Source organism: Antiquaquibacter metalliresistens, assembly GCF_029211225.1.
Lineage (GTDB): Bacteria > Actinomycetota > Actinomycetes > Actinomycetales > Microbacteriaceae > Rhodoglobus > Rhodoglobus metalliresistens.
The window spans coordinates 40,563-64,154 of the sequence record NZ_JARGEM010000004.1 but is presented as its reverse complement, the minus strand read 5'-3'; the positions used below and the strand labels follow the sequence as shown (position 1 = coordinate 64,154).

General features: G+C 69.8%; 22 protein-coding genes and 1 tRNA gene. 8 read left to right on the top strand and 15 right to left on the bottom strand.

Annotated features, from left to right (window positions below; genetic code table 11):
- Window positions 1–62: 62 nt before the first annotated feature.
- Genes ribD through PYV02_RS08370 form a run of 6 tightly spaced genes read left to right on the top strand, consistent with a single transcriptional unit; the run spans window position 63 to window position 5,184 of the window.
- Window positions 63–1,076, top strand: coding sequence for a bifunctional diaminohydroxyphosphoribosylaminopyrimidine deaminase/5-amino-6-(5-phosphoribosylamino)uracil reductase RibD (gene ribD, locus PYV02_RS08395; RefSeq protein ID WP_275758084.1), 1,014 nt, complete (start codon window positions 63–65; stop codon window positions 1,074–1,076).
- A gap of 2 nt (window positions 1,077–1,078) precedes the next feature.
- Window positions 1,079–1,687, top strand: coding sequence for a riboflavin synthase (locus PYV02_RS08390; RefSeq protein ID WP_275758083.1), 609 nt, complete (start codon window positions 1,079–1,081; stop codon window positions 1,685–1,687).
- The gene (gene ribA / locus PYV02_RS08385) at window positions 1,684–2,967 is read left to right on the top strand and encodes a GTP cyclohydrolase II (protein WP_275758081.1); all 1,284 of its coding nucleotides are present in this window, start codon (window positions 1,684–1,686) and stop codon (window positions 2,965–2,967) included. Before PYV02_RS08390 ends, ribA begins: the two co-directional genes overlap by 4 nt.
- The gene (gene ribH, locus PYV02_RS08380; protein WP_275758079.1) at window positions 2,964–3,443 is read left to right on the top strand and encodes a 6,7-dimethyl-8-ribityllumazine synthase; all 480 of its coding nucleotides are present in this window, start codon (window positions 2,964–2,966) and stop codon (window positions 3,441–3,443) included. Before ribA ends, ribH begins: the two co-directional genes overlap by 4 nt.
- Before the next feature lie 10 nt (window positions 3,444–3,453).
- Window positions 3,454–4,725 carry an MFS transporter gene (locus PYV02_RS08375; RefSeq protein WP_275758077.1) on the top strand — a complete coding sequence of 424 codons (1,272 nt, stop codon included), beginning with the start codon at window positions 3,454–3,456 and terminating at the stop codon, window positions 4,723–4,725.
- A gap of 30 nt (window positions 4,726–4,755) precedes the next feature.
- On the top strand, window positions 4,756–5,184 hold the full coding sequence (locus PYV02_RS08370) for a hypothetical protein (RefSeq protein ID WP_275758075.1): 429 nt from the start codon (window positions 4,756–4,758) through the stop codon (window positions 5,182–5,184).
- A gap of 434 nt (window positions 5,185–5,618) precedes the next feature.
- Here the strand turns inward: PYV02_RS08370 and PYV02_RS08365 are convergent, their stop codons facing one another.
- Genes PYV02_RS08365 through PYV02_RS08350 form a run of 4 tightly spaced genes read right to left on the bottom strand, consistent with a single transcriptional unit; the run spans window position 5,619 to window position 8,390 of the window.
- Window positions 5,619–5,822: a hypothetical protein gene (locus PYV02_RS08365; RefSeq protein WP_275758073.1), complete on the bottom strand. Its 204-nt coding sequence runs from the start codon at window positions 5,820–5,822 to the stop codon at window positions 5,619–5,621.
- Window positions 5,822–6,637, bottom strand: coding sequence for an ABC transporter permease (locus PYV02_RS08360; protein ID WP_275758070.1), 816 nt, complete (start codon window positions 6,635–6,637; stop codon window positions 5,822–5,824). Before PYV02_RS08360 ends, PYV02_RS08365 begins: the two co-directional genes overlap by 1 nt.
- Entirely contained in the window at window positions 6,634–7,467 is an 834-nt protein-coding gene (locus PYV02_RS08355) for an ABC transporter permease (RefSeq protein ID WP_275758068.1), read from the bottom strand. Before PYV02_RS08355 ends, PYV02_RS08360 begins: the two co-directional genes overlap by 4 nt.
- A complete protein-coding gene (locus PYV02_RS08350; RefSeq protein WP_275758066.1) occupies window positions 7,464–8,390 on the bottom strand; it encodes an ABC transporter ATP-binding protein in 927 nt (308 codons plus the stop codon). Before PYV02_RS08350 ends, PYV02_RS08355 begins: the two co-directional genes overlap by 4 nt.
- A gap of 83 nt (window positions 8,391–8,473) precedes the next feature.
- On the opposite strand from PYV02_RS08350, the gene PYV02_RS08345 reads away from it, so the two are divergent.
- Both PYV02_RS08345 and PYV02_RS08340 read left to right on the top strand, forming a co-directional pair.
- The gene (locus tag PYV02_RS08345; RefSeq protein WP_275758064.1) at window positions 8,474–9,256 is read left to right on the top strand and encodes a hypothetical protein; all 783 of its coding nucleotides are present in this window, start codon (window positions 8,474–8,476) and stop codon (window positions 9,254–9,256) included.
- Between the two features lie 154 nt (window positions 9,257–9,410).
- A complete protein-coding gene (locus PYV02_RS08340; RefSeq protein WP_275758062.1) occupies window positions 9,411–11,243 on the top strand; it encodes an ABC transporter ATP-binding protein in 1,833 nt (610 codons plus the stop codon).
- A gap of 12 nt (window positions 11,244–11,255) precedes the next feature.
- Here PYV02_RS08340 and PYV02_RS08335 read toward each other — a convergent pair whose 3' ends face one another.
- The 11 genes from PYV02_RS08335 to topA form a co-directional block, all read right to left on the bottom strand.
- Complete coding sequence (locus PYV02_RS08335) at window positions 11,256–12,047, bottom strand: TrmH family RNA methyltransferase (RefSeq protein WP_275758060.1); 792 nt, start codon at window positions 12,045–12,047, stop codon at window positions 11,256–11,258.
- A 19-nt stretch (window positions 12,048–12,066) separates the two neighbouring features.
- Window positions 12,067–12,639, bottom strand: coding sequence for an isochorismatase family protein (locus PYV02_RS08330; protein ID WP_275758058.1), 573 nt, complete (start codon window positions 12,637–12,639; stop codon window positions 12,067–12,069).
- A 19-nt stretch (window positions 12,640–12,658) separates the two neighbouring features.
- Window positions 12,659–14,137, bottom strand: coding sequence for a D-alanyl-D-alanine carboxypeptidase/D-alanyl-D-alanine-endopeptidase (locus tag PYV02_RS08325; RefSeq protein ID WP_275758056.1), 1,479 nt, complete (start codon window positions 14,135–14,137; stop codon window positions 12,659–12,661).
- Between the two features lie 40 nt (window positions 14,138–14,177).
- Window positions 14,178–14,960 (bottom strand): hypothetical protein, encoded by a 783-nt coding sequence (locus PYV02_RS08320; protein WP_275758054.1) that lies wholly within the window; start codon window positions 14,958–14,960, stop codon window positions 14,178–14,180.
- 221 nt (window positions 14,961–15,181) lie between these two features.
- Window positions 15,182–15,257: transfer RNA gene (locus PYV02_RS08315), tRNA-Thr, on the bottom strand.
- A 35-nt stretch (window positions 15,258–15,292) separates the two neighbouring features.
- A complete protein-coding gene (locus tag PYV02_RS08310) occupies window positions 15,293–15,937 on the bottom strand; it encodes a TetR/AcrR family transcriptional regulator (RefSeq protein WP_275758053.1) in 645 nt (214 codons plus the stop codon).
- Between the two features lie 43 nt (window positions 15,938–15,980).
- Entirely contained in the window at window positions 15,981–17,522 is a 1,542-nt protein-coding gene (locus tag PYV02_RS08305; protein ID WP_275758051.1) for an alpha/beta hydrolase, read from the bottom strand.
- Between the two features lie 20 nt (window positions 17,523–17,542).
- Window positions 17,543–19,066, bottom strand: a complete 1,524-nt coding sequence (locus PYV02_RS08300) for an alpha/beta hydrolase (RefSeq protein WP_275758049.1) — start codon at window positions 19,064–19,066, stop codon at window positions 17,543–17,545.
- Window positions 19,063–20,202, bottom strand: a complete 1,140-nt coding sequence (locus PYV02_RS08295; protein WP_275758047.1) for a DNA polymerase III subunit delta' — start codon at window positions 20,200–20,202, stop codon at window positions 19,063–19,065. Before PYV02_RS08295 ends, PYV02_RS08300 begins: the two co-directional genes overlap by 4 nt.
- Before the next feature lie 9 nt (window positions 20,203–20,211).
- Window positions 20,212–20,829: a dTMP kinase gene (gene tmk / locus PYV02_RS08290; RefSeq protein WP_275758045.1), complete on the bottom strand. Its 618-nt coding sequence runs from the start codon at window positions 20,827–20,829 to the stop codon at window positions 20,212–20,214.
- Window position 20,830: 1 nt separating this feature from the next.
- A complete protein-coding gene (gene topA, locus PYV02_RS08285) occupies window positions 20,831–23,539 on the bottom strand; it encodes a type I DNA topoisomerase (protein WP_275758043.1) in 2,709 nt (902 codons plus the stop codon).
- Between the last annotated feature and the right edge of the window lie 53 nt (window positions 23,540–23,592).

Sequence of the window (23,592 nt, the reverse complement as noted above, 5' to 3'; positions counted from 1 at the left end):
GGGTGGCGTCGCCGCACGATCGGGTCGTCGACCATTCCCGGAGCCTCGAGAACGAGGACCGGATGCCCCAGCCAGCGCCCTACGAGGCCGCGATGCGCCGCGCCCTCGCGCTCGCCGCGAACGGCCCCTCGGTCGGGGTGAACCCCCAGGTCGGTTGCGTGCTGCTGGACGCGCACGGCAGCGTCGTCGCCGAGGGCTGGCACCGCGGTTCGGGCACCGCGCACGCCGAGGTCGACGCGCTCTCGAAGGTCGCGGACGCGACGGGCCTCACCGCGGTCGTCACCCTCGAACCCTGCAACCACTCCGGCCGCACCGGACCCTGCAGCGAGGCACTCATCGCCGCGGGCGTCGCCCGCGTCGTCTACGCGATCGACGACCCCGGCATCGAGTCGGCGGGCGGCGCCGAGCGCCTGCGCGAGGCCGGCGTCGAGGTCATCGGCGGCGAACTCGCCGATGAAGCCGAGGAGTTCCTGCACCGCTGGCTGACCGCCGTGCGCCACCGACGCCCCTACGTCACCGTGAAGTGGGCCGCGAGCCTGGACGGCCGCGCGGCTGCGGCCGACGGCTCCAGCCAGTGGATCACCGGCACCGCCTCGCGGCAGCGCGTGCACGAGCAGCGCGCCGCGAGCGACGCGATCCTGGTCGGCACCGGCACGGTGCTCGCCGACGACCCGGCGCTGACCGCGCGCGGGGATGCCGGCGAGCTCATGCCGCACCAGCCGCTGCCGGTGGTGGTGGGCGAGCGCGCCGTTCCGGGCGACGCCAGGCTCCGGCAGCACCCCGCGGGGCTGCTGGAGACCGGCACGCGGGACGTGGAGGCGGTGCTCTCGGGGTTGTTCGGCAGCGGCATCCGTCGCGTCTATGTCGAGGGCGGGCCCACGCTCGCGAGCGCCGTCATCGCCGCCGGGCTCGCCGACGAGTACCTCGTCTATCTCGCCCCGAAGCTCATCGGCGGCCCACGGGTCGCCATCGGCGATCTCGGCATCGGCTCGATCGCCGAGGCCCGCACACTGCACATCGTCTCCGTCGAGTCGCTCGGCGAGGACATCCTCATCACCGCACGGCCCAAGGAGTAGTCATGTTCACCGGCATCATCGAAGAACTCGGCGAGGTTATCGCGTGGGAGCACGGCGCCGACGCCGGTCGCCTCACCGTGCGCGCACCGCTGGCGGTCTCCGACGCGAAGCACGGCGACTCCATCTCGGTCAGCGGCGTGTGCCTGACCGTGATCGAGCAGGGGCCGGACTGGTTCGCCGCCGACGTCATGGCGGAATCGATCGCCATGTCGACGCTCGGAGGGTTCGCCCCAGGTCGCCGCGTGAACATCGAGCGCGCCGCGCAGGTGAACGACCGGCTCGGCGGGCACATCGTGCAGGGCCACATCGACGGCACCGCGACGGTGCTCTCCGTCGAGGACGGCAGCGCCTGGCGCGTCATCCGCTTCACCCTGGCCCCGGATGTCGCCCCCCTCGTGGCCCGCAAGGGCTCGATCGCAGTCGACGGCACCTCGCTCACCGTCAGCGCGGTCGGGCGGGACTGGTTCGAGGTGTCCCTGATCCCCGAGACCCTCACCGCGACGACGCTCGGCCTGCTCACCCCCGGCGCGACGGTCAACATCGAGACGGACATCCTGGCCCGCCACGTGGCCCGTCTCGCCGAGTTCGCGCCCATGGAAGGACGATCATGACCCTCTCAACCATCCCCGAAGCCGTCGCCGCGTTGCGCCTCGGCAAGCCCGTGATCGTCGCCGACGACGAGGGCCGCGAGAACGAGGGCGACGTGATCATCTCGGCGGAGCTCGCGAGCCAGGAGTGGCTGGCCTGGATGGTGCGCGTCTCGTCCGGCTTCGTCTGCGCGCCCATGACGAACGAGATCGCCGAGCGGCTGAACCTGCCGCCGATGGTCTCGACCAACGAAGACCCGCGCGGCACCGCCTACACGATCTCGGTGGATGCTGCGGACCGGCTCTCCACCGGCATCAGCGCCTCCGACCGCGCCCACACGCTGCGGGTGCTGGCCGACCCGGAGTCGACGCCGGCGAGCGTGATCCGCCCGGGCCACATCCTGCCGCTTCGTGCCGTGGACGGCGGGGTGCAGCAGCGCGACGGTCACACCGAGGCGGCCGTGGACCTGATGAAGCTCGCCGGGCTCAACCCCGTCGCCGCGATCGCCGAGATCGTCGCCGACGACGGCGAGATGATGCGACTGCCGGGGCTGATCGAACTCGGGGCCTCCGTCGACCTGCCGGTGATCACGATCGAGTCGCTCATCGCCTACATCGTCGAGAACAAGTGCGAGAGCGTGCCGGCGGTGATCGATGCGATCCCCGAGACCGCGCGGGTGACCTTCGAGGTGGAGACGACGATCCCCACCGAGCACGGACCGTTCACGGTGCGCGCGTACCGCGACCGCTCGACCGGCGCCGATCACGTGGCCTTCATCAAGGGGCCCCTGGCCGAGGGCGCCCTCGTGCGGGTGCACTCGGAGTGCCTCACCGGCGAGGCCTTCGGCTCGCTCAAGTGCGAGTGCGGGCCACAACTGGACTCGGCGCTGGAGACGATCCAGCGCGAGGGCGGAGTGGTCGTCTACCTGCGCGGGCACGAGGGGCGCGGCATCGGCCTGATCAACAAGCTGCGCGCCTACCGCCTGCAGGAGGACGGACTCGACACCCTCGACGCGAACCTCGCCCTCGGCCTGCCCGCTGACGCCCGCGACTACGGCGCAGCCACCGCGATCCTCAAGGATGTCGGGCTCACCCGCGTGCGGCTGCTGAGCAACAATCCCGAGAAGCGCCGCCAGCTTCAGGAGCGCGGCATCGAGGTCACCGAGCTCGTGCCGCTCGTCGTCGGCGTCGGCACCGACAACGAGGGCTACCTCGAGGCCAAGCGCGACCGGATGGGCCACAACCTGCCCAGCCACGATCTACTCGAACAGGCGCTGCAGAGCGCCGCGGAAGGAAACGCATGAGCGGCGAAGGCCACCCCACCCTCGACACCGACGGCACCGGCCTGAAGGTCACCATCGTGTCGGGTCTGTGGCACCACAGGATCGCCGAGGGACTGCTCGCCGGCGCTCGACGCGTGCTCCAGGAATCCGGCGCCGAGGTGACCGAGGTGCAGGTGCCCGGGAGCTTCGAACTGCCGGTCGCGAGCAAGGTCGCACTCGACGCCGGAGCGGATGCCGTGGTCGCCCTCGGCGTGATCGTGCGCGGCGGCACCCCGCACTTCGAGTACGTCAGCGCCGCCGCGACGGACGGCCTGACCCGCGTCGCGCTCGACACCGGCAAGCCCGTGGGATTCGGCGTGCTCACCCTGGACGACGAGCAGCAGGGTCTCGACCGGGCGGGTCTACCCGGCTCGAAGGAGGACAAGGGCGCGGAGGCCGCGGAAGCCGCATTGGCGACCGCGATCGTGTTGCGCGGAATCCGGTCCGCCGGGCAGTAGTCTGGCGGGCGTGACGACGCCCTCGACCCCCGCCGCATTCACCCCGTTCGCCGAGCCGAAGCGCAACGTCCACGCGCGTTGGATCGCGTTCTTCGCTACCGCCTGGTTCGGCATCTGGATGGCGCAGCTCGCGCCGATCCAGTTGCTGCTGCCGTTGCAGATCGACGCGGTCCTGCGACCCCTGGACTGGACCGAGTCGGTCGTGGCCTTCGGCATCATCTCCGGCATCGCCGGGGCGTGCGCGCTCATCGCCTATCCGGTGACGGGCATGCTCTCCGATCGCACGACCTCGCGTTTCGGTCGTCGCCGCCCGTGGATCTTCGCGGGCACGATCGTCTTTGCGGTCTCACTGTTCCTGCTGGGGCTGCAGACCACGATCGTGGGCATCGGCATCTTCTGGTGCCTCGCCCTGATCGGCTTCTGCATGCTCTCCGCGGCGCTCACCGCGACGATCTCCGACCAGGTGCCGGTCGGCCAGCGCGGCTTCGTCTCCGGCTGGGTCGCCGGCCCGCAGGCGCTCGGCACCGTCGCGGGCATCATGCTCATCACGCTGCTGGGCCTGAGCATCTTCATCGGCTACGCGCTCATGGCCGTGCTGCTCGTCGTGTTCGTCATCCCGTTCCTGCTGCTCGTGCCCGACGAGGTGCTGCCCAAGGTGCTGCGCCCGGCGTTCACCCTCTCGGGCGCGATCAAGGGATTCTGGGTCAGCCCTCGCAAGTATCCGGACTTCGGCTGGACCCTGCTCGGCCGCATCCTGGTGAACCTCGCGAACGCCCTGAGCACGACCCTGCTGCTGTATTTCATCATGTTCGGCCTGGGCCGCGTCGAGTCCGCCGAGGACGACCTGCTGACCCTCACCCTGATCTACCTGGCGTTCTTCACCGCCGCCGCGCTGCTGCTCGGCAAGCTCAGCGACAAGCTCGGACAGCGCAAGCCGTTCGTCTATGCGGCCGCCTACCTGCAGGCGATCGCGGCGCTGCTCATCGCGTTCGTGCCCAGCTACGAGCTCATGTTCCTCGGGGCTGCGATGCTCGGTGTGAGCTACGGATGCTTCATGTCCGTCGACCAGGCGCTCGCCACCCAGGTGCTCCCCAGCTCGCACACCCGCGGCAAGGATCTCGGCATTATGAACATCGCCACCGCCGTGCCGCAGGCGGTCGGCCCACTGCTGGGCTCGTTCGTGGTGGCGCAGTTGGGTGGCTTTCCTGGACTGTTCATCGCCGCCGCGGTGTTCGCCGTGCTCGGCGGACTCGCCGTGCTGCCGATCAAGAAGGTCAAGTAGCGGACACGGTCGTGCCGCTAGCCTGATCCCATGCGCATCAATGTTGGATGGATCGCGCTCGCGATCGCGGCGATCGGGGCGGCAGCACTCGCGGTGCTCTTCGTCATCACGTTCGGCACGGCCCGGCTCGCGGATCGCGAGATCTCGTCGCTGACCTTCCACCAGTACCAGGCGATCCTGGACTTCGACGACGCCGAGTACGTGCAGGACGACCCGGCTCAGGTGGCGCGCTTCCAAGCGCTCCTGACCGAGTACGACGTGGTTCCCGGCCAGACCGTGACGGCGGTCGAAGACGGCTGCGACGGCGGCCTGTCGACGACGGTGGAGCTCGCCTACGTCGACGGCGGAACGGCCGAGATGTTCCTGGCCACGTGCGGCGAACCCGCCTACGACGAGTTCAACGCCCAGGCCACCGACCTGTTCACGCAGTGGCGCCTGGAGCAGAACCCCGCGGGCTAGTCACGCTGGTCAGCCAGCTTGAGTATGGTCCTCGCCGACTCGGCCAGTGACTCGACCGCACTGAGCTTTGGGCTCATCACTCCGATCAGGCCCAAATCCATCCACGACAGGATGCCGCTGCTACTGCCCAAAGCGTTCTTTGCCGCGTGGTTGAACCCGGACGCGGAAGGCCTTCACGTGAGCTCGTCGGGGCAGCGCTGGACGCTGGGCGCCAGGTCACCGAAACAGTCGTTACGCGGGAGGTGTGAACGGTGAAACCGATGTTCGGGTCACGGTTCCACCGCTCGATTGGGCCGACCAATCGAGCTAGTCGTTCGGCGCCGATTTCCGCCGAGATGTTCGGCGAACGAAGAGCCAGACGACGCTCAGGACCGCCGCCACCAGCACGAGGACTATAAGTGCGATGACGACCGTGTGGTAGGTGGTCAGTCCAGTCATGAGTGCTCCTTACCGGGAAGTTTCGTCGAGATCGGAGTTTCGAGCGGCTCCGACACCAACGGAGGTACCACAGCGGGAGGCGCCTGCCCCTCATCGGCGACCGCCGCGCCGAACGGCGTCAACAAGGTCACCACCAGCACAAACGAGGCAAGAACCGCGACCAGCGCACGAATCAGGCTCCACCCCAGTTCGAGCGGCACTAGTCGAGGAAGAGCGCGCGCAGCCGCCTGGTGGTGAACACCAGCCCGATCGCGATCATCACCGCGAAGTAGAGCACGTGCAGCAGCATCCCCGCGCCGAGCGCGCCCGTGGTCAACCCGCGCACGAGCTCAACGCCGTGCCACAGCGGAAGGGCTTGCACGACCCACTGGATCGGCTCGGGGTAGACGCTCAGGGGGTAGAACGTCGCCGAGAACAGGAACATCGGCAGCATGACGAACTGGATCCATTCCATCTGCTGGAACGACTTCAGGTAGCTCGTGATGCCCATGCCGAGGCTCGCGAAGCCGAAGGCGATCACCAGGATGGCCGGCAGCGCGAGCACCGCGCTCCACGCGAGGTTGAGCCCGAGCACCTGCATGACGAGCAGGAAGGTGGTGCCGTAGGCGGCGCCGCGCAGCAGGGCCAGCGAGATCTCGCCGAGCGCGACATCCAGCGGTCCGAGGCTCGTCGCGAGCATGCCCTGGTAGAGCTTGCCGAAGTGCATCTTGAAGAACACGTTCCACGTGGAGTCGTAGATCGCGCCGTTCATCGCCGAGACGGCCAGCAGCGCCGGCGCGATGTACGCCGCGTACGGAATCTCGCTTCCGCCGCTGCTCACGCCGCCGATGTAGCCACCGAGGCCGATACCGAGGGCGAGCAGGTAGAAGACGGGCTCGAACACCCCGGTGAGCACGATGATCCAGTTGGTGCTGCGGGTGGCAAGCAGGCCGCGACCGACGACGGCGCGCGCGTTGCCCGCGTACAGGGCGCGCACGCCACCCGAGGTCGCCCTCGCGGGACTCTGCACGCTCACTTGTTCAACCTCCGCGTGACGTTGCGAGCGCACCACTGCCAGCCGACGATGCCGAGCAGCAGCAGGTAGACGACATGGATGATGCTGAGCCAGATCGGCTCCGTCGGCCCGTACACGAACTGCCGCCCCAACTCGCTCGCGTGCCACAGCGGCGAGAGCCATCCGATCCACTGCAGGAAGATCGGCAGCTGGGTCAGCGGGAACACGGTGCCGCTGAACAGGGTGAGCGGCAGGATCACGGTGCGCTGGAGGATCGCGAACTGGCCGCGATCCTCCTGGATCGTCGCCGAGTACGCGGCGACCGGGCTGAAGGCGAATCCGGCGAGCAACCCAGCGACGATCGTCAGCACCGACCACCCGGAATCCACCGCGCCGAAGGCGAGCATCACGACGTAGTAGATGCCGCACGTGACGATCATGCGCAGCCCGACGAAGATCATGATGCCGTCAACGATCTGCCGACCGGTGATCGGGGTGGCGTTCATGCCGACGTAGGTCGCGTTCCACTTCAGGCCGAGCAGGATGCCGAAGGTGTACTCCTCCATCGCGACGAGCACGGCCGCGCTGGCGAGCAGGGCGGGCGCCACGAACTGGAGGTACGTCACGCCCGGCGTCGGCCCCACGTTGCCGGTGATCAGCGTGGCCAGCCCGACCCCGAAGGCGAAGAGATAGAGCACCGGCGTGCCGAGCGCGGTCGCCAGCAGCGTGCCGAGGTAGCCGCGCATCTGGCGGACCTTGTGTTCGGTGACGTACCAGGCGCCGTAGCGGCGTGACCTGGCGCTGAACTCGATGGGGCTCACGGCGGTCGAGCCGGTCGCGAGGCCGCTCATTCGACCAGGCTCCGTCCGGTCAGCCGCAGGAAGACATCCTCGAGGCTGGAGCGGCGCACCAGGCTCGTGATCGGGTCGAGGCCCCGGCGCACCACCTCGACGAGCGCCTCCTCGCCGCTGGCCGCGTAGACCAGGATGCGATCGGGCAGCACCTCGAGACGCTCACCGATGCCGGCGAGCTCCGCGGCGGCCGTCTCGTTGCGCTCCGAGCCGAACCGAACCTCCAGCACCTCCCGGCTGGAGTGCTCGCGGATCAGCGCCGCCGGCGAGCCCTCCGCCATGATGCGGCCCTTGTCGACGACCACGAGGCGGTCGCACAGCTGCTCGGCCTCGTCCATGTAGTGCGTCGTGAGCACGAGGGTCGTGCCCTGCTCCTTGAGCCGGAACAGGCGATCCCACAGGATGTGCCGCGCCTGCGGGTCCAGCCCCGTCGTCGGTTCGTCGAGCAGCAGGATGCGGGGGTCGTTGATCAGCGCGCGCGCGATGGTCAGGCGCCGCTTCATCCCGCCGCTGAGGTCGTCGACCTTCGCCTTCGCACGGTCGGCCAGCTGCGCGAACTCGAGCAGGGCGTCGGCGCGGGAGGCGACCTGCGAGCGTGGCAGGCCGAAGTAGCGGCCGTAGACGAGCAGGTTGTCGCGCACTCGCAACTCGGTGTCGAGGTTGTCCGCCTGGGGCACGACGCCGAGCTGGGATCGGATGGCGGGGCCGTGCTCGTTCGGGTCGAGGCCGAGAATCGTCAGGTCACCGCTCGTGCGCGTGGAGACGGCGCCGACCATGCGCATGGTCGTCGACTTGCCCGCACCGTTCGGGCCGAGCAGCCCGAACGACTCCCCCGGCGCGACCTCGAAGTCGATGCCGTCGACGGCGGCGAAGTCCTTGTACTTCTTGGTCAGGGCAGTGGCGGTGATGACGGGCGTTGACACCTGACCGAGACTACGTGCCGGGGCCGACACACGTCGAGTTGGAACAGCTCGCGCGGGGCGATCGCAGCCCTAGACTGGCGCACGTGAAGGCCCGTCACCTCCTCGCGATCGCCGCGATTCCCGCGCTGCTCTCACTGGCCGCCTGCGGGCCGGGCGTATCGGATCCCGTTCCCGCTTCCGGCTCCCCCGGAGCGAGCGCGACCGCGACGCCGGCACCCTCCGCCGAGCCGCTGCCCGCCGACGCGCTCATGGTCGTGACCGCTACCGCCACCGCCTCGACCGGCGCGCAGCTGGATCTGCGCCTGATCGTGCACGAGCCGGGCGCGTGGGATGCCGCGGCCGGTGCAGATGGCGCGGCCGCGACGATCGCGTGGTGCGCGGGCGAGGTCGACGCCGACGTGATCGCCGCCGCGGCGACCTCCTTCACCCGCATCGAGGTCGACGCCGAGCAGCTCGGCGAGCTCACCTGGCCGGCCGAGGAACGCATCCTGCTCGACCCGACTCCCGAATACACGACCCTCGCGGCGACCGGCAACGTCGCGCAGGTGCCCTCGCCTCTCCCGCAGCCTGGCGACTACGTGCCGCACTGCAAACAGACCGCGATGCTCACGGGCGCCGGTGAGGGCGACGTGTTCTCGGGCGCCGAACAGGATGCAGCGGGCCGCGACGGCCTCCCCCCGCTGCACTTCTGGTCCAGGCTCACCTTCGGCTTCAGCAACGACCCCGACGCGAGCCCGACGATCGGCTTCACGAACTGCGCTGTCGAGATCACCCCGCTCGGCGAGTCGTTCGGAGCGCCGGGTGCCGGATGGCACGAGGAATTCCTCGCCGCTTCGTGCATCGTCGGCGGCAGCACCGGGTACTGACCCGCACGCCGAGAGCGAACGCCGCGAGGGGGTCGATCGAGGCACCGCTACGCTCGTGCGTGGGCGCGCGACCGGAATTACGACCGTCGGCGTCGCGGGGCACCGCCCGACGGAGTACGGGCTCGGCCCACTCCGGCGCGAGACTGAAGGAACCATGAGCGACACCACGACCTCCCCCCGACGCGGCATGTTCGCACCCAAGAACGACACCGGCCCCCGGGCGCGGTTCTCCCAACTGCTGCCCTATCTCGCCGAGCACAAGGGCGTGCTGAGCGTCGTGATCGCGCTGAGCATCATCGGTGCCGCGGCGTCCCTCGCCCAGCCCCTGCTGGTCAGCCAGGTGATCACGGTCGTGCAGGCCGGCGATGCGCTCGGGATGCTCGTGTGGGCCCTCGTGGGACTGGTCGTGGCATCCGCCATCATCAGCGGCTTCCAGCACTACCTGCTGCAGCGCACCGGCACCTCGGTGGTGCTCTCGGCGCGTCGCCAGCTCGTGCGGCGCATGCTGCGGCTGCCGATCAGCGAGTTCGACACGCGCCGCACCGGCGACCTCGTCTCCCGCGTCGGCTCCGACACCACGCTGCTCTACGCGGTCATCACCCAGGGCCTCGTCGACGCGATCGGCGGCGCGCTCGTGTTCGTCGGCGCCCTCATCGCGATGCTGGTCATCGACCCGTTGCTGCTCGCACTCACCGTCGCGGTGATCGCCGTCGCCGTGATCACCGTGGTCACGCTGTCCTCGCGCATCCGGGTCGCCAGCCGCAAGCAGCAGGAGAAGGTCGGCGACCTCGCCGCCGCGGTCGAGCGCAGCCTCAGCGCCGTGCGCACCGTGCGCGCCTCCAACGCCACCGACCGTGAGATCGCGACGGTCGAGAAGGATGCCGAGGGCGCGTGGAGCGCCGGCCTGCAGGTCGCGCGCATCTCGGCGCTCGTCGTGCCGATCTCCGGCATCGCCCTGCAGGTGGCCCTGCTCGTCGTGCTCGGCGTCGGCGGCTTCCGGGTGGCCAGCGGTGCGATCACGATCGCGAGCCTGATCTCGTTCATCCTGTTCCTGTTCATGATGATCATGCCGCTCGGGCAGGCCTTCGGCGCGATCAACTCCGTGAACCAGGCGCTCGGCGCCCTCGGCCGCATCCAGGAGATCATCTCGCTGCCGACCGAGACCGACCGCGACGCCGAGATCGTGCCGGTCGCCGCCATCGAATCGGATGCCGCGATCAGCTTCGAGAACGTCACCTTCACCTACCCCCGCGAGGCCGTCGCCGTGCACGACGAGGCGGCACCGGAGGACGTCGAACCGCACGACCTCACGGTGCTGCGGGGGGTCTCCTTCGCCGCGGAGCGGGGCAAGCGCACCGCGCTCGTCGGGCCGTCCGGCGCGGGCAAGTCCACGATCCTCGCGCTCATCGAGCGCTTCTACGACCCGACCTCCGGCGTCGTGCGGCTTGGTGGTGTGGACATCCGCGGTCTCGACCGTGTCGAGCTGCGCTCGCAGATCGGCTACGTCGAGCAGGACGCCCCCGTGCTCGCCGGTTCGATCCGCCAGAACCTGCTGCTGAGCGCCCCCGACGCGACCGACGAACAGTGTGTGGAGGTGCTGCGCGCCGTGAACCTCACCGAGGTGCTCGAACGCAACCCCGCCGGGCTGGATGCCGCGGTCGGCGAAGACGGCGTCATGCTCTCCGGGGGCGAACGCCAGCGTCTCGCGATCGCGCGCACCCTGCTCGCCGCCCCGCCCATCCTGCTGCTCGACGAGTCGACCTCGAGCCTCGACGGACTCAACGAGCAGATGCTGCGCGAGGCGATCGACGCGGTCGCCGAGAATCGCACGCTCATCGTGATCGCGCACCGGCTCTCGACCGTCGTCGATTCCGACCAGATCGTGGTGCTCGACCACGGCCGCGTGGTCGGCGTGGGGACCCACTCCGAGCTCGTGAAGTCGACCCCGCTCTACAAGGACCTGGCGAAGCACCAGCTGCTGGTGTGAGCGCGGCGTCGGCTACCCCGCGAGCGCGTACATCGCGACCGCGGCGGTGGCCGCGACGTTGAGCGAATCGATGCCGTGCGCCATCGGTATCTGCACGATCGTGTCGGCCGCGGCGAGCGCCTCGCTGGTGAGCCCCTCCCCCTCGGTGCCGAGCACGAGTGCGACGCGCTCCGGGGCCGTGGCGGCGAACTCCCGCAACGAGACCGCGCCCGGTTCGAGGGCGAGGGCGGCGAGGTGGAAGCCGGCGAGCTGCTCGCGGGCGGTCATCCAGTCGCCGAGGCGCGTCCACGGCACCTGCAGCACCGTGCCCATCGAGACCCGGATGGCGCGGCGGTAGAACGGGTCGCTGCAGCGCTCGGTGACGAGCACGGCATCGGCGCCGATCCCCGCGACCGACCGGAAGATCGCGCCGACGTTGGTGGGATCGACGACGTTCTCGAGGATGACGACGCGGCGGGCATCCGCGACCAGCGCCTCCACCGAGGGCAGCGGCGGGCGGTGCATCGAGGCGATGAGGCCGCGGTGCAGAAGGTATCCCGTCAACTGCTCGAGCAGCTCGGGCGGACCGGAGAACACCGGCACGTTATCCCCGACGAGCGCCACGGCTTCGTCGACCGCCGAACCGAGCGCGAGCACCGAACGCGGCGCGTGCCCCGCGCGCAGTGCGCGTTCCAGCACGAGCGCCGACTCGGCCAGGTAGAGCCCGTGCTCCGTGCCCCGCGCCTTCTTGAGCGCGACATCGGTGAGATGCGAGTAGTCGGCAAGCCGCGGGTCGTCGAGGTCGGTGATCGGGATGACCGGCATCAGCGGACCGTGGGCTGCATCATCCCGCCGCCAGACGGCCGCCGGCCGCGACGACCTCCTCGAGCGCGGCGGCACTGGACTCGGGGGCGACACCCGCCACCAGGTCCGTGAGCACGCGAACCCGGCGCCCGCCGGCGAGGGCATCGAGCGCCGAGGCGCGCACGCAGTAGTCCGTCGCGATGCCGACGACGTCGATGTCGGTCACGCCGAGCTCGTCGAGCTTCTCGGCGACGGTGGCCCCGTCATCCGTCGTGCCCTCGAAGATCGAATACGCAGGCTTGCCCTGACCCTTGCGCACGTGCACGTCGATCGCGTCGACCGCGAGCGCCGGGTGGTACTCGGCGCCGGTCGTGCCCGAGACACAGTGCACCGGCCAGGAGTCGACGTAGTCGGGCTCGGGGTGGAAGTGCCCGCCGTTGTCGTTGTCGCCGTCGTGCCAGTCGCGTGAGGCGAAGACCACGTCGTAGCGATCGGGATGCTCGGCCAGCAGTGTCGTGATCCCCGCCGCGACCGCGGCGCCGCCCTCGACGCCGAGCGCACCGCCCTCGGTGAAGTCGTTCTGCACGTCGATGATGAACAGCGCCTTGGTCATCGCGTCTCCTCGCGTCGGTCTAGTGGTTGGAGAGGTTGTCGCCGCAGTTGAACGCCGCGGTGGTGAGGTCGTCGAGCGCGGCCCGCGCCTCATAGGGGATGCCGCCCGGGTTGATGGCGTAGAACGCGAAGGCGAGTGGGGTGCCGTCCGCGGCATCCACGACCCCAGCGAGGGAGCGCTCGGTGTCGATCCAGCCGGGCTTGGCGACCACGCGGCTCGCGGCGGCGGCGTTCGGCCCGGTGAAGCGATCGGCGAGGTCGCCCGAGACGCCGCCGACCGGCAGCGTGTCATAGACGATGCGCAACTGGAGCGCGTTGGCGCGAAGCGCCACCATCAGCTGGGCGACGTATTGCGGCGAGACCGCGTTGGCGGCGCTGAGACCCGAGCCGTCTTTGATGATCGAACCCGCGATGGCCGGCAGCTCGGTGCGGGTGAGCGCACCGGTGATCGCCTGCTGCAGGGATGCCGCCGAACCGTCGAGCCCGCTCGTGCGGGAGATCACGCGCGCGAGGTTCTCCGCGATGGTGTTGTCGCTGTCTTTGAGCATCTGGTCGAGCAGCACGCGCACGGGCTGCGACTTCACCTCGGCGAGCACCGTGCTGCCGACGGCGGTACCCGTGGAGAAGCTCACCCCGCTGAGCCCGGCCGCCTCGGCGAAGGCCTGCCCGGCGCGGGCGATCGGGTCGGTGCTGCGCTCGCTCACCGCCTTGGTGGGGTCGGCGCGGTCGCCGTCGACCATGAGCGCGGTGACGTACGACTGGTAGCCCTGCGTGCGTTCCGACGTCGACCAATTCGGGTCCCAGGCGTCGGCCGTGGACCACATGCTCGCGTCGAGCACGATGCTGGTCACCGGCACCCCGGGATGCCGTTTGTCGTACTCGTCCATGGCCGCGTCCGCGAGGTCCTCGATCAGCGGTGCGTCGGTGTAGTACGAGTTCGGGGTCGTCGCCAGGGTCGGATCGCCGCCGCCGACGAGCACGATGGAACCCGGAGTGGATCCGTCGATCACGCGCGTCGAGAGCTGGGCGTCGGGCCCGAGCACCATGATTGCGGCGGCGGCCGTGAGCACCTTCAGCACGCTCGCCGTGCTCTGCGGGGTCGTGCCCGCGCGGTCGAGCAGCACCTCACCGGTGTTGGCGTTGATCACCGAGCCGGCCAGGGACCCGAGGGCCGGATTCGCCGCGGCGCCGGCCACCGAGCAGGTGCGCAGCCGACTCGCCGCCAGCAGCTCGGTCGGCTGCAGTCGAGGCGGGATCGCGCTCGCCGACGGCGCCGCCACGGCCGGGCCGTCGGAGCCGCTCGCGATGCCGGCGAACACCGCCGCAGTGCCCAGGAGCAGGAACGCCACCCCGAGCGCGGAGGCCAACCAGGCCCGCGGGTGCTTGCGGATCAGCGCGCCGAGGCCACCGGAAGCGGGCCTGCGTGGAGCCGAAGCCGCCTCCCGCGCGGCCCGCCGGGTGAGCGCCTCGGTGGGCGGGACATCCGGCGAATCCGTCACCTGGCCATGATACCCGGGCCCCGAGCCGGGGCCCGGTGCCTCAGCAGCTGACCCAGCGGGCGGCGGCTCGTGTGAAGGAGTACGGCTCGTCGATGCCGCCGTGGGTCATCGCGAACGCGATGCACGCCCCGCCGATACCCGAACTCGGGCGGTACAGCGACGCCCGGTGCGAGCCGGAGTTCCACCACTTCTGCGCGACCGTCGCACCGGTGTTGCCCGAGCCGCCCGCGAGGTTGCCGTCGCAGCCCACGCTGGGCACGCCGTCGATGCGCACCGAGCCCATGTGGCCCCAGGCGTCCATCGGGTCGGGGCTGGGCGACTCGGCCATCCAGAACAGGCGAGCCTCCATGCAGGTGTCGACGTAGAAGCGACCGTAGGGGATCGGGTCGAGGCAGTTCGCGACCCGGATCGCGTTGTACTGGTACGCGAAGGAGGCGATGTCGTCCGAGGTGGTGCCCTGCACTCCCGCCGCGGAGACGCCGCCGGAACCGCCGGCGCCACCCCCGGGCATCCCGGGGCACGAGAGCCCGGCGGCCTCGCGGGCCGCTCGACGCTCGGCCGGGGTGGAGTTGGCCGTGATCACCACCGGCTTGGGCACGATCTTCTGGGCGAGGTGCTCGGTGTCCTTGGCGAGGGCGGCAGCCGTGGCGGCCTGTGCCGCCGCCATCGCGGTCTCGTCGATGCGCTGGGTGTAGCCCACCGTCACCGCGTCGACGACCGGCGGCGCGGCGATGACCGAGGCGAGCGGCGGGGTGGCGGAACCCGAATCCGCCACCGCCGAGGTCGCGAGACCCGGCCCGCCGCCGCCCACGAACGGAAGCACCAAGACAAGTACGGCTGTGAAAACCGATGCCAGAATGGCCAGTCTCTTCATGGTGTCCCCCGTTACCACGTGTGACACCCCCCGGTGCCAGTGGTCTGACCGTACGACTGCACTGGGGTACAACGCAAGGGCGAACGTCCCGAACCGATGCGTATACCCGCGGATTGGGGGCATGTCGTGGCCCTGTCGGTCCGCACAATGGGGGACATTCGATGGCTGCGTGGAGCCGCCCAAGGGAATCGAACCCTTGACCTTCTCATTACGAGTGAGATGCTCTGCCGACTGAGCTAGGGCGGCGGAACCGGGCTGGGCCCGGAACACCGTTGAGTAGCTTAGCCGATGTCACCAATCGGCGGAGCCAGCAGCGTTCCGAGGTCGCGAAAGCTCGCCGCGAGCTGCTCGCCGAGGCGATCCGGCGGATCCGCGTGGGCCCAGCGCATCCAGGCGTGCCGCATCACCCCGAAGGCCACGAGCGTGGTCAGGCGGGCCCGGTCCTCGGCGACCGCGGCATCCAGCCCGGGTTCGCCGTGCAGGATGCGGCGGCACACCACCGCGCTGACCTCGTCTTCGAAGTGGCGCATCTTCGCCATGCGCAGCGCGAACAGCTGCGGATACTGCTTGAGCAGACCATGACGCAGCCGCACCTGTTCCACGTCGGCGAGGGACGCCTCGGCGGCGACGACGAGCAGGCGCGACAGGTCGTCCAAAAGCGCACCGGTGCCGCTCACGAACTCCTGCACCGCGGCCTCGTCGGTGAACTGCGGCTGGTCGCCCAGGATCGCATCCTCTTTGGAGGCGAAGTAGTTGAAGAAGGTGCGCGGTGAGATGTCGGCGCGCCGACTGATCTCGTCGACGGTGACGCCATCGGGGCCCTGCTCCGCGAGCAGGCGCAGCGTGGCCAGCTGGATCGCGCGACGCGTCGCCAGCCGCTTGCGTTCGCGCAGCCCGGGGGTCTCGGGCGCCATGCCGACGGTCATCCCACTATTCTTGCACAGCCTGCAAGTTTCGCGCGGGACGTGGTCAGCAGTTGGGGTCCTCGGCGGGCACGGTGCCCTTGATGAAGTAGTCGTCCACCGTGCTCGTGATGCACGCGTTGCCCTGCCCGTAGGCTGTGTGCCCCTCGCCGTTGAACGTGATCAATTGCGCGCTCTCGAGCTGGTCGGCGAGCGCGACACCCCACTCGTAGGGCGTCGCCGGGTCGCCCGTGGTGGCGACGACGAGCACCGGCGGAGCCCCCTTGCCGGTGAGCGGCTCGATGCCGGGCCCGATGTAGTGGTACGGCCAGTTGATGCAGGTGAGGTCGCCGGTGGGCGGGAAGTTGCGATACGTCGTGGGGGATGCCTGCTGCATCAGCACCTCCTGCTCGGCGAGCACCGCGGGGTCGGTCTCCACCGGATAGTCGACGCAGTAGATGGCCAGGAACGCCTCGAGCGAGTTGTCAAGGTAGGTGCCGTCGACGTCGCGGCTGTAGTAGTAGTCCGCGAGGAAGAACGCGGTGTCGGTGATGCCGGCCTCCGCCTCCGAGAACAGGTCGTTGAGGTATGACCAGGAGTCCTGGGAGTACAGCGCCATGCTCATCGCGATGTCGAGCACGCCGGCATCCATGAGTCGACCGTCGGCGCCGGGAATCGGGGTGGCGTCGTAGCGGTCGTAGAGCGCGCGGATGGTCGCGAGGTCGGTGTCGAGGTTGCCCGTGAACGGGCAGTCGTCGAACATCGTCGGGCACGCGGTGAGGTAGTTCTCGAGCGCCCGTTGGAAGCCCGCGGTCTGGGTGAGCCCGACCTCGAACACCGAGATCGAGGAATCGGTCGCACCATCGACGACGATGCGGCCCACCTTGTCCGGGAAGTTCTCGACGTAGTACGAGCCGATGTCGCTGCCGTAGGAATAGCCCAGGTAGTTGAGCTTCTCATCGCCGACGATCGCGCGCAGCATGTCGAGGTCGTGCACGGTCGACTGGGTGTCGATGAACTGCAGCACCTCGCCGGTGCCCGTAAGACACGCCTGGCCGAAGTCGACGGATGCCTTGGTCACCTCCGCGAGCCACTCCTGCGTGCCGATCGCGGCATCCGGCAGCCCGAAGATGAACTCGTCGAGCTCGGCGTCGTCGTAGCAGGTCACGGGCGTCGAGCGGCCGACCCCGCGGGGGTCCCAGCCGACGATGTCGAAGTGCGACTGCAGGTCCTCGCTCACCGCGAAGTCGACGCTGTCGCGCACGAAGTCGTAGCCGGAGGCGCCCGGGCCGCCCGGGTTGGTGAACAACGAGCCCATCGCGGTGCCGGTCGCGGGCTGGCGCACGATCGCGAGCTCGATGTCGGTCTCGGGCGAGGGGTTCGCCCAGTCCATCGGCGCGATGACCGTGGCGCATTGGAAGCCGTCCTCGCAGTCCTGCCAGGAGATCACCTGGCTGTAGTACGGCTCGAGCGCCGGGTCGACCGTCTCGCCGGTGGGCGTCGATGTCGTGTTCCCGCTCGGGGCGAAACAGCCGGCGAGCAGCAGCGGGACGGTCGCGAGCGTCGCGACGGCCGCGAGGGCGCGGGAGCGTGAGGATGCCGTGGTCACGCGACGAGCCTATATGCCGGTCAGCACCGCAGACCCGAGTCCGGCACGGTGCCGTCGATGAGGAAGTCGTCCACGGCGTCGTTCACGCAGGCATTGGACTTGTTGTACGCGGTGTGCCCCTCGCCCCGGTAGGTCAGCAGGTGCCCGTGCTCGAGGGTCTTCGCCACCGTCTGCGCCCACTCGTAGGGGGTCGCCGGGTCGTTGGTGGTGCCGATCACCAGGATGTCCGCCGAACCCGCCGCGACGATCGGCTCGCGTTCGCGCTTGGCCGGCACCGGCCACGTGGCGCAGCCGATCCCACCCCACGACATCTGCGGCCCGAACACGGGCGCGAGGCGGCGCAGCTCGGCCGCCTGCTCGCGCATCAGCTCCGTGTCGGCGTCGCCGCGGGCATCCAGGCAATTGATGGCGATGAAGGCCTCGGTCTGGTTGTCCCGGTAGGTGCCGTCCGGATTGCGACCGTTGTAGTTGTCGGCCAGTTGGAAAGCGTAGGCGGGGTCGCCCGCGAACACGCCCGTGAAGAGCTCGCGAAGGTAGGGCCAGTTGGTCTGGTTGTAGAGCGGCAGGATGATTGCGTTGAACATCGCCGAACTCGACAGCAACCGGCCATCGGCGTTGGCCAGCGGGCTCGCATCGAGGGTGTCGAGCAGGGTGCGGATCTGGGTCAGGGACTCCTCGACGTCGCCACCGAAGGGGCAGTCGCTCTGCTGTGCGCAGTCCTCGAGGAACGCCGTGAGCGCGCGCTCGAACCCGCGCGCCTGCGCCACGGTGCCCTCGAAGTCGCTCGCGGCCGGGTCGACCGCGCCGTCGAAGACCAGACGGCCGGTCTTCGTCGGGAACAGCTCGGCGTAGACCTGCCCGAGCAGGGTGCCGTAGGAGTAGCCCAGGTAATTGAGCTTTTCGTCACCGAGCGCGGCGCGCAGCATGTCGAGGTCGCGCGCGGCGCTGATCGTGTCGACGGTGCCCAGCAGCGGGCCGGTGATCTCCAGGCAGCGCTCGCCGAACGCCGTGGCGCCGGCCCGCGCGGCCGCGAGCCATTCGTCCGAGCCCGGCGCACCGGGGTAGAGGTCGTAGAGGTAGGCGTCCATCTCGGCGGGATCGCGGTAGCAGCTCACCGCGGTCGACCGGTTCACGCCGCGGGGATCGAAGCCGACGATGTCGAAACTCGCCTGCAGCCGCTCGTCGGTCGCGTAGTCCACGCTGTCGAGGATGAAGTCGGTGCCCGAGCCGCCGGGGCCGCCGGGATTCACCAGCAGCGAGCCGATGCGGGCACCGGATGTCGCGGGCTGCCGCACGAGCGAGAGCTCGATGCGCTCCCCGCCCGGGTCGGCCCAGTCGAGCGGCGCGATCGCGGTGGCGCACTGCAGGGCGTTGCCGCAGGTCTCCCACGACAGCGACTGCCGGTAGTACGGCTGGAGCTCGGCGGCGACGGCCTCGTCGGTCGGCGTCGAGGTGGAGCTGGTCTGGGGCGGCAGAAACCACTGCACGCACCCGGTCAGCAGCAACGCGGGCGCGAGCACGATCGCGATCGCCGCGCGCCTCACCGCTGACTCCGGATCGCCGTCACGAGCATGGCCTCCAGCGCGAGGGCAGGCGCCACGTTGGACTCGATGCGCGCGCGAGCGATGGCGATCGCATCCATGGTCTCGAGCGTCTGCTCGGGGGCGCAGGCACTGGCGGCGGCGTGCACCCGGTCGGCGATCGCCGCGTTGATCGGTTCGCCGGGCGCGCCGAGCTGCAGCAGCAGCACGTCGCGATAGAGCGAGAGCAGGTCCACCATGATGCGGTCGATGCCGTCGCGCAGGCTTCTCGTCGCGCGACGCTTCTGGTCCTCCTCGAGACTCTTCAGCTGTCCACGCAGCGCAGCGGGGATGGTGCCACCGGGCTCCACGCCGAGGGAGCGCAGCGCGGCGTCGCGCTCCTGGGCGTCGCGCTCGAGCGTGATCGCCTCGGCGTCGGCCTTCGCGAGGTCCATGAGCTCGGCCGCGGCGAGCACCGCTCCGGCGACGGACCGGATGCCGAGGGCGATCTCGAGGGTGCGCTCGCGGCGGGCGCGGGCCTCCGCGTTCGTTGCGAGACGATGTGCCATGCCGATGTGCGACTGGGCTTCGCGCGCCGCGCGGGTCGCGGTCGCGGCATCCACCCCGTCGCGACGCACGAGCAGGTCGGCGACTTCGTCGACGGCGGGCACCCGCAGTCGCACGGTGCGCACCCGCGACCGGATGGTGGGGATCAGGTCGGCCTCGCTCGGTGCGCACAGGATCCACACCGTGCGCGGCGGCGGCTCTTCGAGGGCCTTGAGCAGCACGTTGGACGTGCGCTCGGTCATGCGGTCCGCGTCCTCGATGATCATCACCCGGTACCGGCCGACCGAGGGCGAGAACTGGGAGCTCGCGACGAGCTGGCGCACCTCGTCGATGGAGATGATCACCCGCTCGGTCGACAGCACGCCGAGATCGGGGTGCGTGCGGGCGATCACCTGTTTCGCGGTGGCGTCGTCGTGCTCGGGTGCGGGGCTCAGCAGCGCGGTCGCGAAGGCATAGGCGAGATTCGAACGCCCCGAACCGGGTGGCCCGGTGAACAACCAGGAGTGCGTCATCGAGGTCGTCGAGCGGGATGCCGCGGCCTCCACGACGGCGATCGCCTCACCCTGCCCGGTGAGCTCGTCCCAGACCGCCATTCCCGAAGCCTAGAGCAACCCGGCGACGCGACCCCGGATGGCCGCCGCGATCTCGTCGATACTGCCGCGCGCGTCGAGCACGAGGAAGCGCTCGGGCTCGGCGGCGGCCAGTGCGAGGTACTCCGCGCGGGCGCGGGAGTGGAAGTCGTCGGCTTCGGCCTCGAGGCGGTCGTAGGCGGTGCGCTCGGCCATCCGCTCCCGGCCCTCGCCTTCGTGCAGGTCGAGCAGGATCGTCAGATCCGGCAGCAGCCCTTCGGTCGCCCACAGCGAGAGGTCCCGCACCTCCTGGGCGCCGAGCACCCGGCCCGCCCCCTGGTAGGCCACGGAGGAGTCGAGGTAGCGATCCTGCACCACGATGTCGCCGCGCTCCAGCGCCGGACGCACCTTCGTCGCCACGTTGTGCGCGCGGTCGGCCGCGTACAGCAGGGCCTCGGCGCGGGGGGCGATGTCGCCGCGGCGGTGCAGCACGATCTGCCGCAACTCGAGTCCCAGCTCGGTGCCGCCGGGTTCGCGGGAGACCACGACGGTGCGTCCCTGCGCCTCGAGCCAGTCCACGAGCAGCCTGGACTGCGTCGACTTGCCCGAGCCGTCACCGCCCTCGAAGGTGATGAACAGCCCCTCCGCCACGTCAGGCCTTCTTGGCCGCGGGCTTTTTGGCGGCGGGCTTGCGCGTGGTCGTGGTCTTCTTCTTCGGCGCCGGTCCCTTCGCGCGTTTGTCGGCGAGCAACTGCACCGCCCGCTCGAAGTCGATCTCCTCCACGGTCTCGCCACGCGGGATCGTGGCGTTCGTGGTGCCGTCGGTGACATACGGGCCGAATCGGCCGTCCTTGACCTTGATCGGCTTGCCGCTGACCGGGTCGGCCTCGAACTCCTTCAGTGCGCTGGATGCCGCGCGGTTGCCGTACTTCGGCTGCGCGAACAGTTCGAGCGCCCCCGCCAGGTCGAGGTCGAAGATCTGCTCTTCGCTCGTGAGCGAGCGGGTGTCGGTGCCCTTCTTGAGGTACGCGCCGTAGCGACCGTTCTGCGCGGTGATCTCGGTGCCCGACTCCGGGTCGACGCCGACGACGCGCGGGAGGTTGAGCAGGGCCAGTGCCGTGTCGAGGTCGATCGTCGCGAGATCCATCGACTTGAACAAGGATGCCGTGCGCGGCTTGACCACCGCGACCTTCTTCGGCTTCTTCTCCTTCATCTCGCCGGTCTTCTTGTCGACCACGTACTCGGGCTCGGCCGGCGGCACCTCGGGCTCGAGCTCGGTCACGTAGGGACCGAACCGGCCGTCCTTCGCGACGATCTCCTTGCCGTTGTCGGGGTTGGTGCCGATCACGCGGTCACCGACGACGGGCGCCTCGATGAGTTCGCGAGCCTTCTCGGCGGTCAGCTCATCCGGAGCCAGGTCTTGCGGGATGTTGACGCGGCGCGGCGTCTCGCCCTCGGCGGCGGGCGCCTCGAGGTACGGACCGTACTTGCCGATGCGCAGCGTGATGTCGTCGGCGATGCGCACCGAGTTGATCTCGCGCGCGTCGATCTCTCCGAGGTTGTCGATCACGGTGCGCAGCCCCTTGTGCTGCGGGTTGCCGAAGTAGAAGCCCTTGAGCCATTCCACCCGGTTCTCCGTGCCGCCGGCGATGCGGTCGAGGTCGTCCTCCATCTCGGCGGTGAAGTCGTACTCGACGAGGTCGCCGAAGAACTCCTCCAGCAGGCGCACCACGCTGAACGCGATCCAGTTCGGAACCAGCGCCTGCCCGCGCGGCGTGACGTAGCCGCGGTCGATGATGGTGGAGATGATGCTCGCGTAGGTCGACGGGCGGCCGATGCCCAGCTCCTCGAGCGCCTTGACCAGGCTCGCCTCGGTGTAGCGGGGCGGCGGCGAGGTCTCGTGACCCTTGGCCTCGACCTCGACGAGTGCGAGCTGCTGACCCTGGGCCAGTGGCGGGAGCTTGGCCTCGGTGGGCTCGGCGGCCTCGTTGCGCTCCTCGTCCTGCGACTCCTCGTAGGCGAGCATGAAGCCGCGGAACGTGATCACGGTGCCGCTCGCGACGAACTCGGCGGTCTGCGCGCCGGCCTTCGCCTCGATGGTGACGGATGCCGTCGAACCCTTGGCGTCCGCCATCTGCGAGGCCACGGTGCGCTTCCAGATCAGGTCGTACAGCTTGAAGTCGTTGCCCCGCAGCACGTTCGCGAGCTCGGCGGGCGTGCGGAAGACGTCGCCCGACGGGCGGATCGCCTCGTGCGCCTCCTGCGCGTTCTTGCTCTTGCCGCTGTAGACGCGGGGCTTCTCCGGCACCGTCTCGGCCCCGTAGAGCGCCTTCGCCTGCGAGCGAGCCGCGTCGATCGCCTGCTGCGAGAGCGTCGGCGAGTCGGTGCGCATATAGGTGATGTAGCCGTTCTCGTAGAGCGACTGCGCCACACTCATCGTCTGCCTGGCGGAGAAGCGCAGCTTGCGGCCGGCCTCCTGCTGCAGCGTCGAGGTGGTGAAGGGTGCGGCGGGGCGGCGGGTGTACGGCTTCGACTCGACGGAGGTGACCGTGATCGGAACGCCCGGTTCGCGCAGGGCCGCGGCGAGCGCCTCGGCGGCCGCCTCATCCACCACCACGACATCGCCCTTGAGCTGGCCGCGGTCGTCGAAATCGCGACCGGCGGCGATGCGCTTGCCGTCGAGGCGCACGAGCCGGGACTCGAAGCGCTGCTCGTCGGTGAGTGGGGCGAGGTGGGCGAGCAGATCCCAATAGGTCGCGGTGCGGAACGCGAGGCGTTCGCGCTCGCGGTCGACGACGAGGCGGGTGGCGGCGGACTGCACGCGACCGGCGGAGAGCCCGGGGCCCACCTTGCGCCACAGCACCGGCGAGATTTCGTAGCCGTAGAGCCGGTCGAGGATGCGGCGGGTCTCCTGGGCATCGACGAGCGCCGTGTCGATCTGCCGGGTGTTGTCGCGGGCGGCCTGGATGGCGTCCTTCGTGATCTCGTGGAAGACCATGCGGTGCACGGGGACCTTGGGCTTGAGCACCTGCAGCAGGTGCCACGCGATGGCCTCGCCCTCGCGGTCTTCATCCGTTGCGAGGTAGAGCTCGTCGGCGTCCTTGAGGGCGCGCTTGAGATCGGCGACCGTCTTCTTCTTCGCGTCGGAGACGACGTAGTAGGGCTCGAAGTCGTTCTCCACGTCCACCGAGAACTTGCCCAGCGAGCCCTTCTTCAGCTCCGGCGGCAGGTTCTTCGGCTCGATGAGGTCGCGGATGTGCCCCACCGAGGACTGCACCTCGTAGCCCTCGCCGAGGTATCCCGCAATCGTCTTCGCCTTCGTCGGCGACTCGACGATCACGAGCTTCTTCGTGCCGGGCACGGTACTCCTCTATATGCGGACAGGATGAAGCGACACAAGCAGCCGTCGCCAGC

Coding starts and splice junctions, on each gene's coding strand:
- ribD (WP_275758084.1), top strand. CDS start 63: ATGCCCCAGCCAGCGCCCTACGAGGCCGCGATGCGCCGCGCCCTCGCG.
- PYV02_RS08390 (WP_275758083.1), top strand. CDS start 1,079: ATGTTCACCGGCATCATCGAAGAACTCGGCGAGGTTATCGCGTGGGAG.
- ribA (WP_275758081.1), top strand. CDS start 1,684: ATGACCCTCTCAACCATCCCCGAAGCCGTCGCCGCGTTGCGCCTCGGC.
- ribH (WP_275758079.1), top strand. CDS start 2,964: ATGAGCGGCGAAGGCCACCCCACCCTCGACACCGACGGCACCGGCCTG.
- PYV02_RS08370 (WP_275758075.1), top strand. CDS start 4,756: ATGCGCATCAATGTTGGATGGATCGCGCTCGCGATCGCGGCGATCGGG.
- PYV02_RS08355 (WP_275758068.1), bottom strand. CDS start 7,467: ATGAGCGGCCTCGCGACCGGCTCGACCGCCGTGAGCCCCATCGAGTTC.
- PYV02_RS08340 (WP_275758062.1), top strand. CDS start 9,411: ATGAGCGACACCACGACCTCCCCCCGACGCGGCATGTTCGCACCCAAG.
- PYV02_RS08335 (WP_275758060.1), bottom strand. CDS start 12,047: ATGCCGGTCATCCCGATCACCGACCTCGACGACCCGCGGCTTGCCGAC.
- PYV02_RS08330 (WP_275758058.1), bottom strand. CDS start 12,639: ATGACCAAGGCGCTGTTCATCATCGACGTGCAGAACGACTTCACCGAG.
- PYV02_RS08310 (WP_275758053.1), bottom strand. CDS start 15,937: ATGACCGTCGGCATGGCGCCCGAGACCCCCGGGCTGCGCGAACGCAAG.
- PYV02_RS08295 (WP_275758047.1), bottom strand. CDS start 20,202: ATGGCGGTCTGGGACGAGCTCACCGGGCAGGGTGAGGCGATCGCCGTC.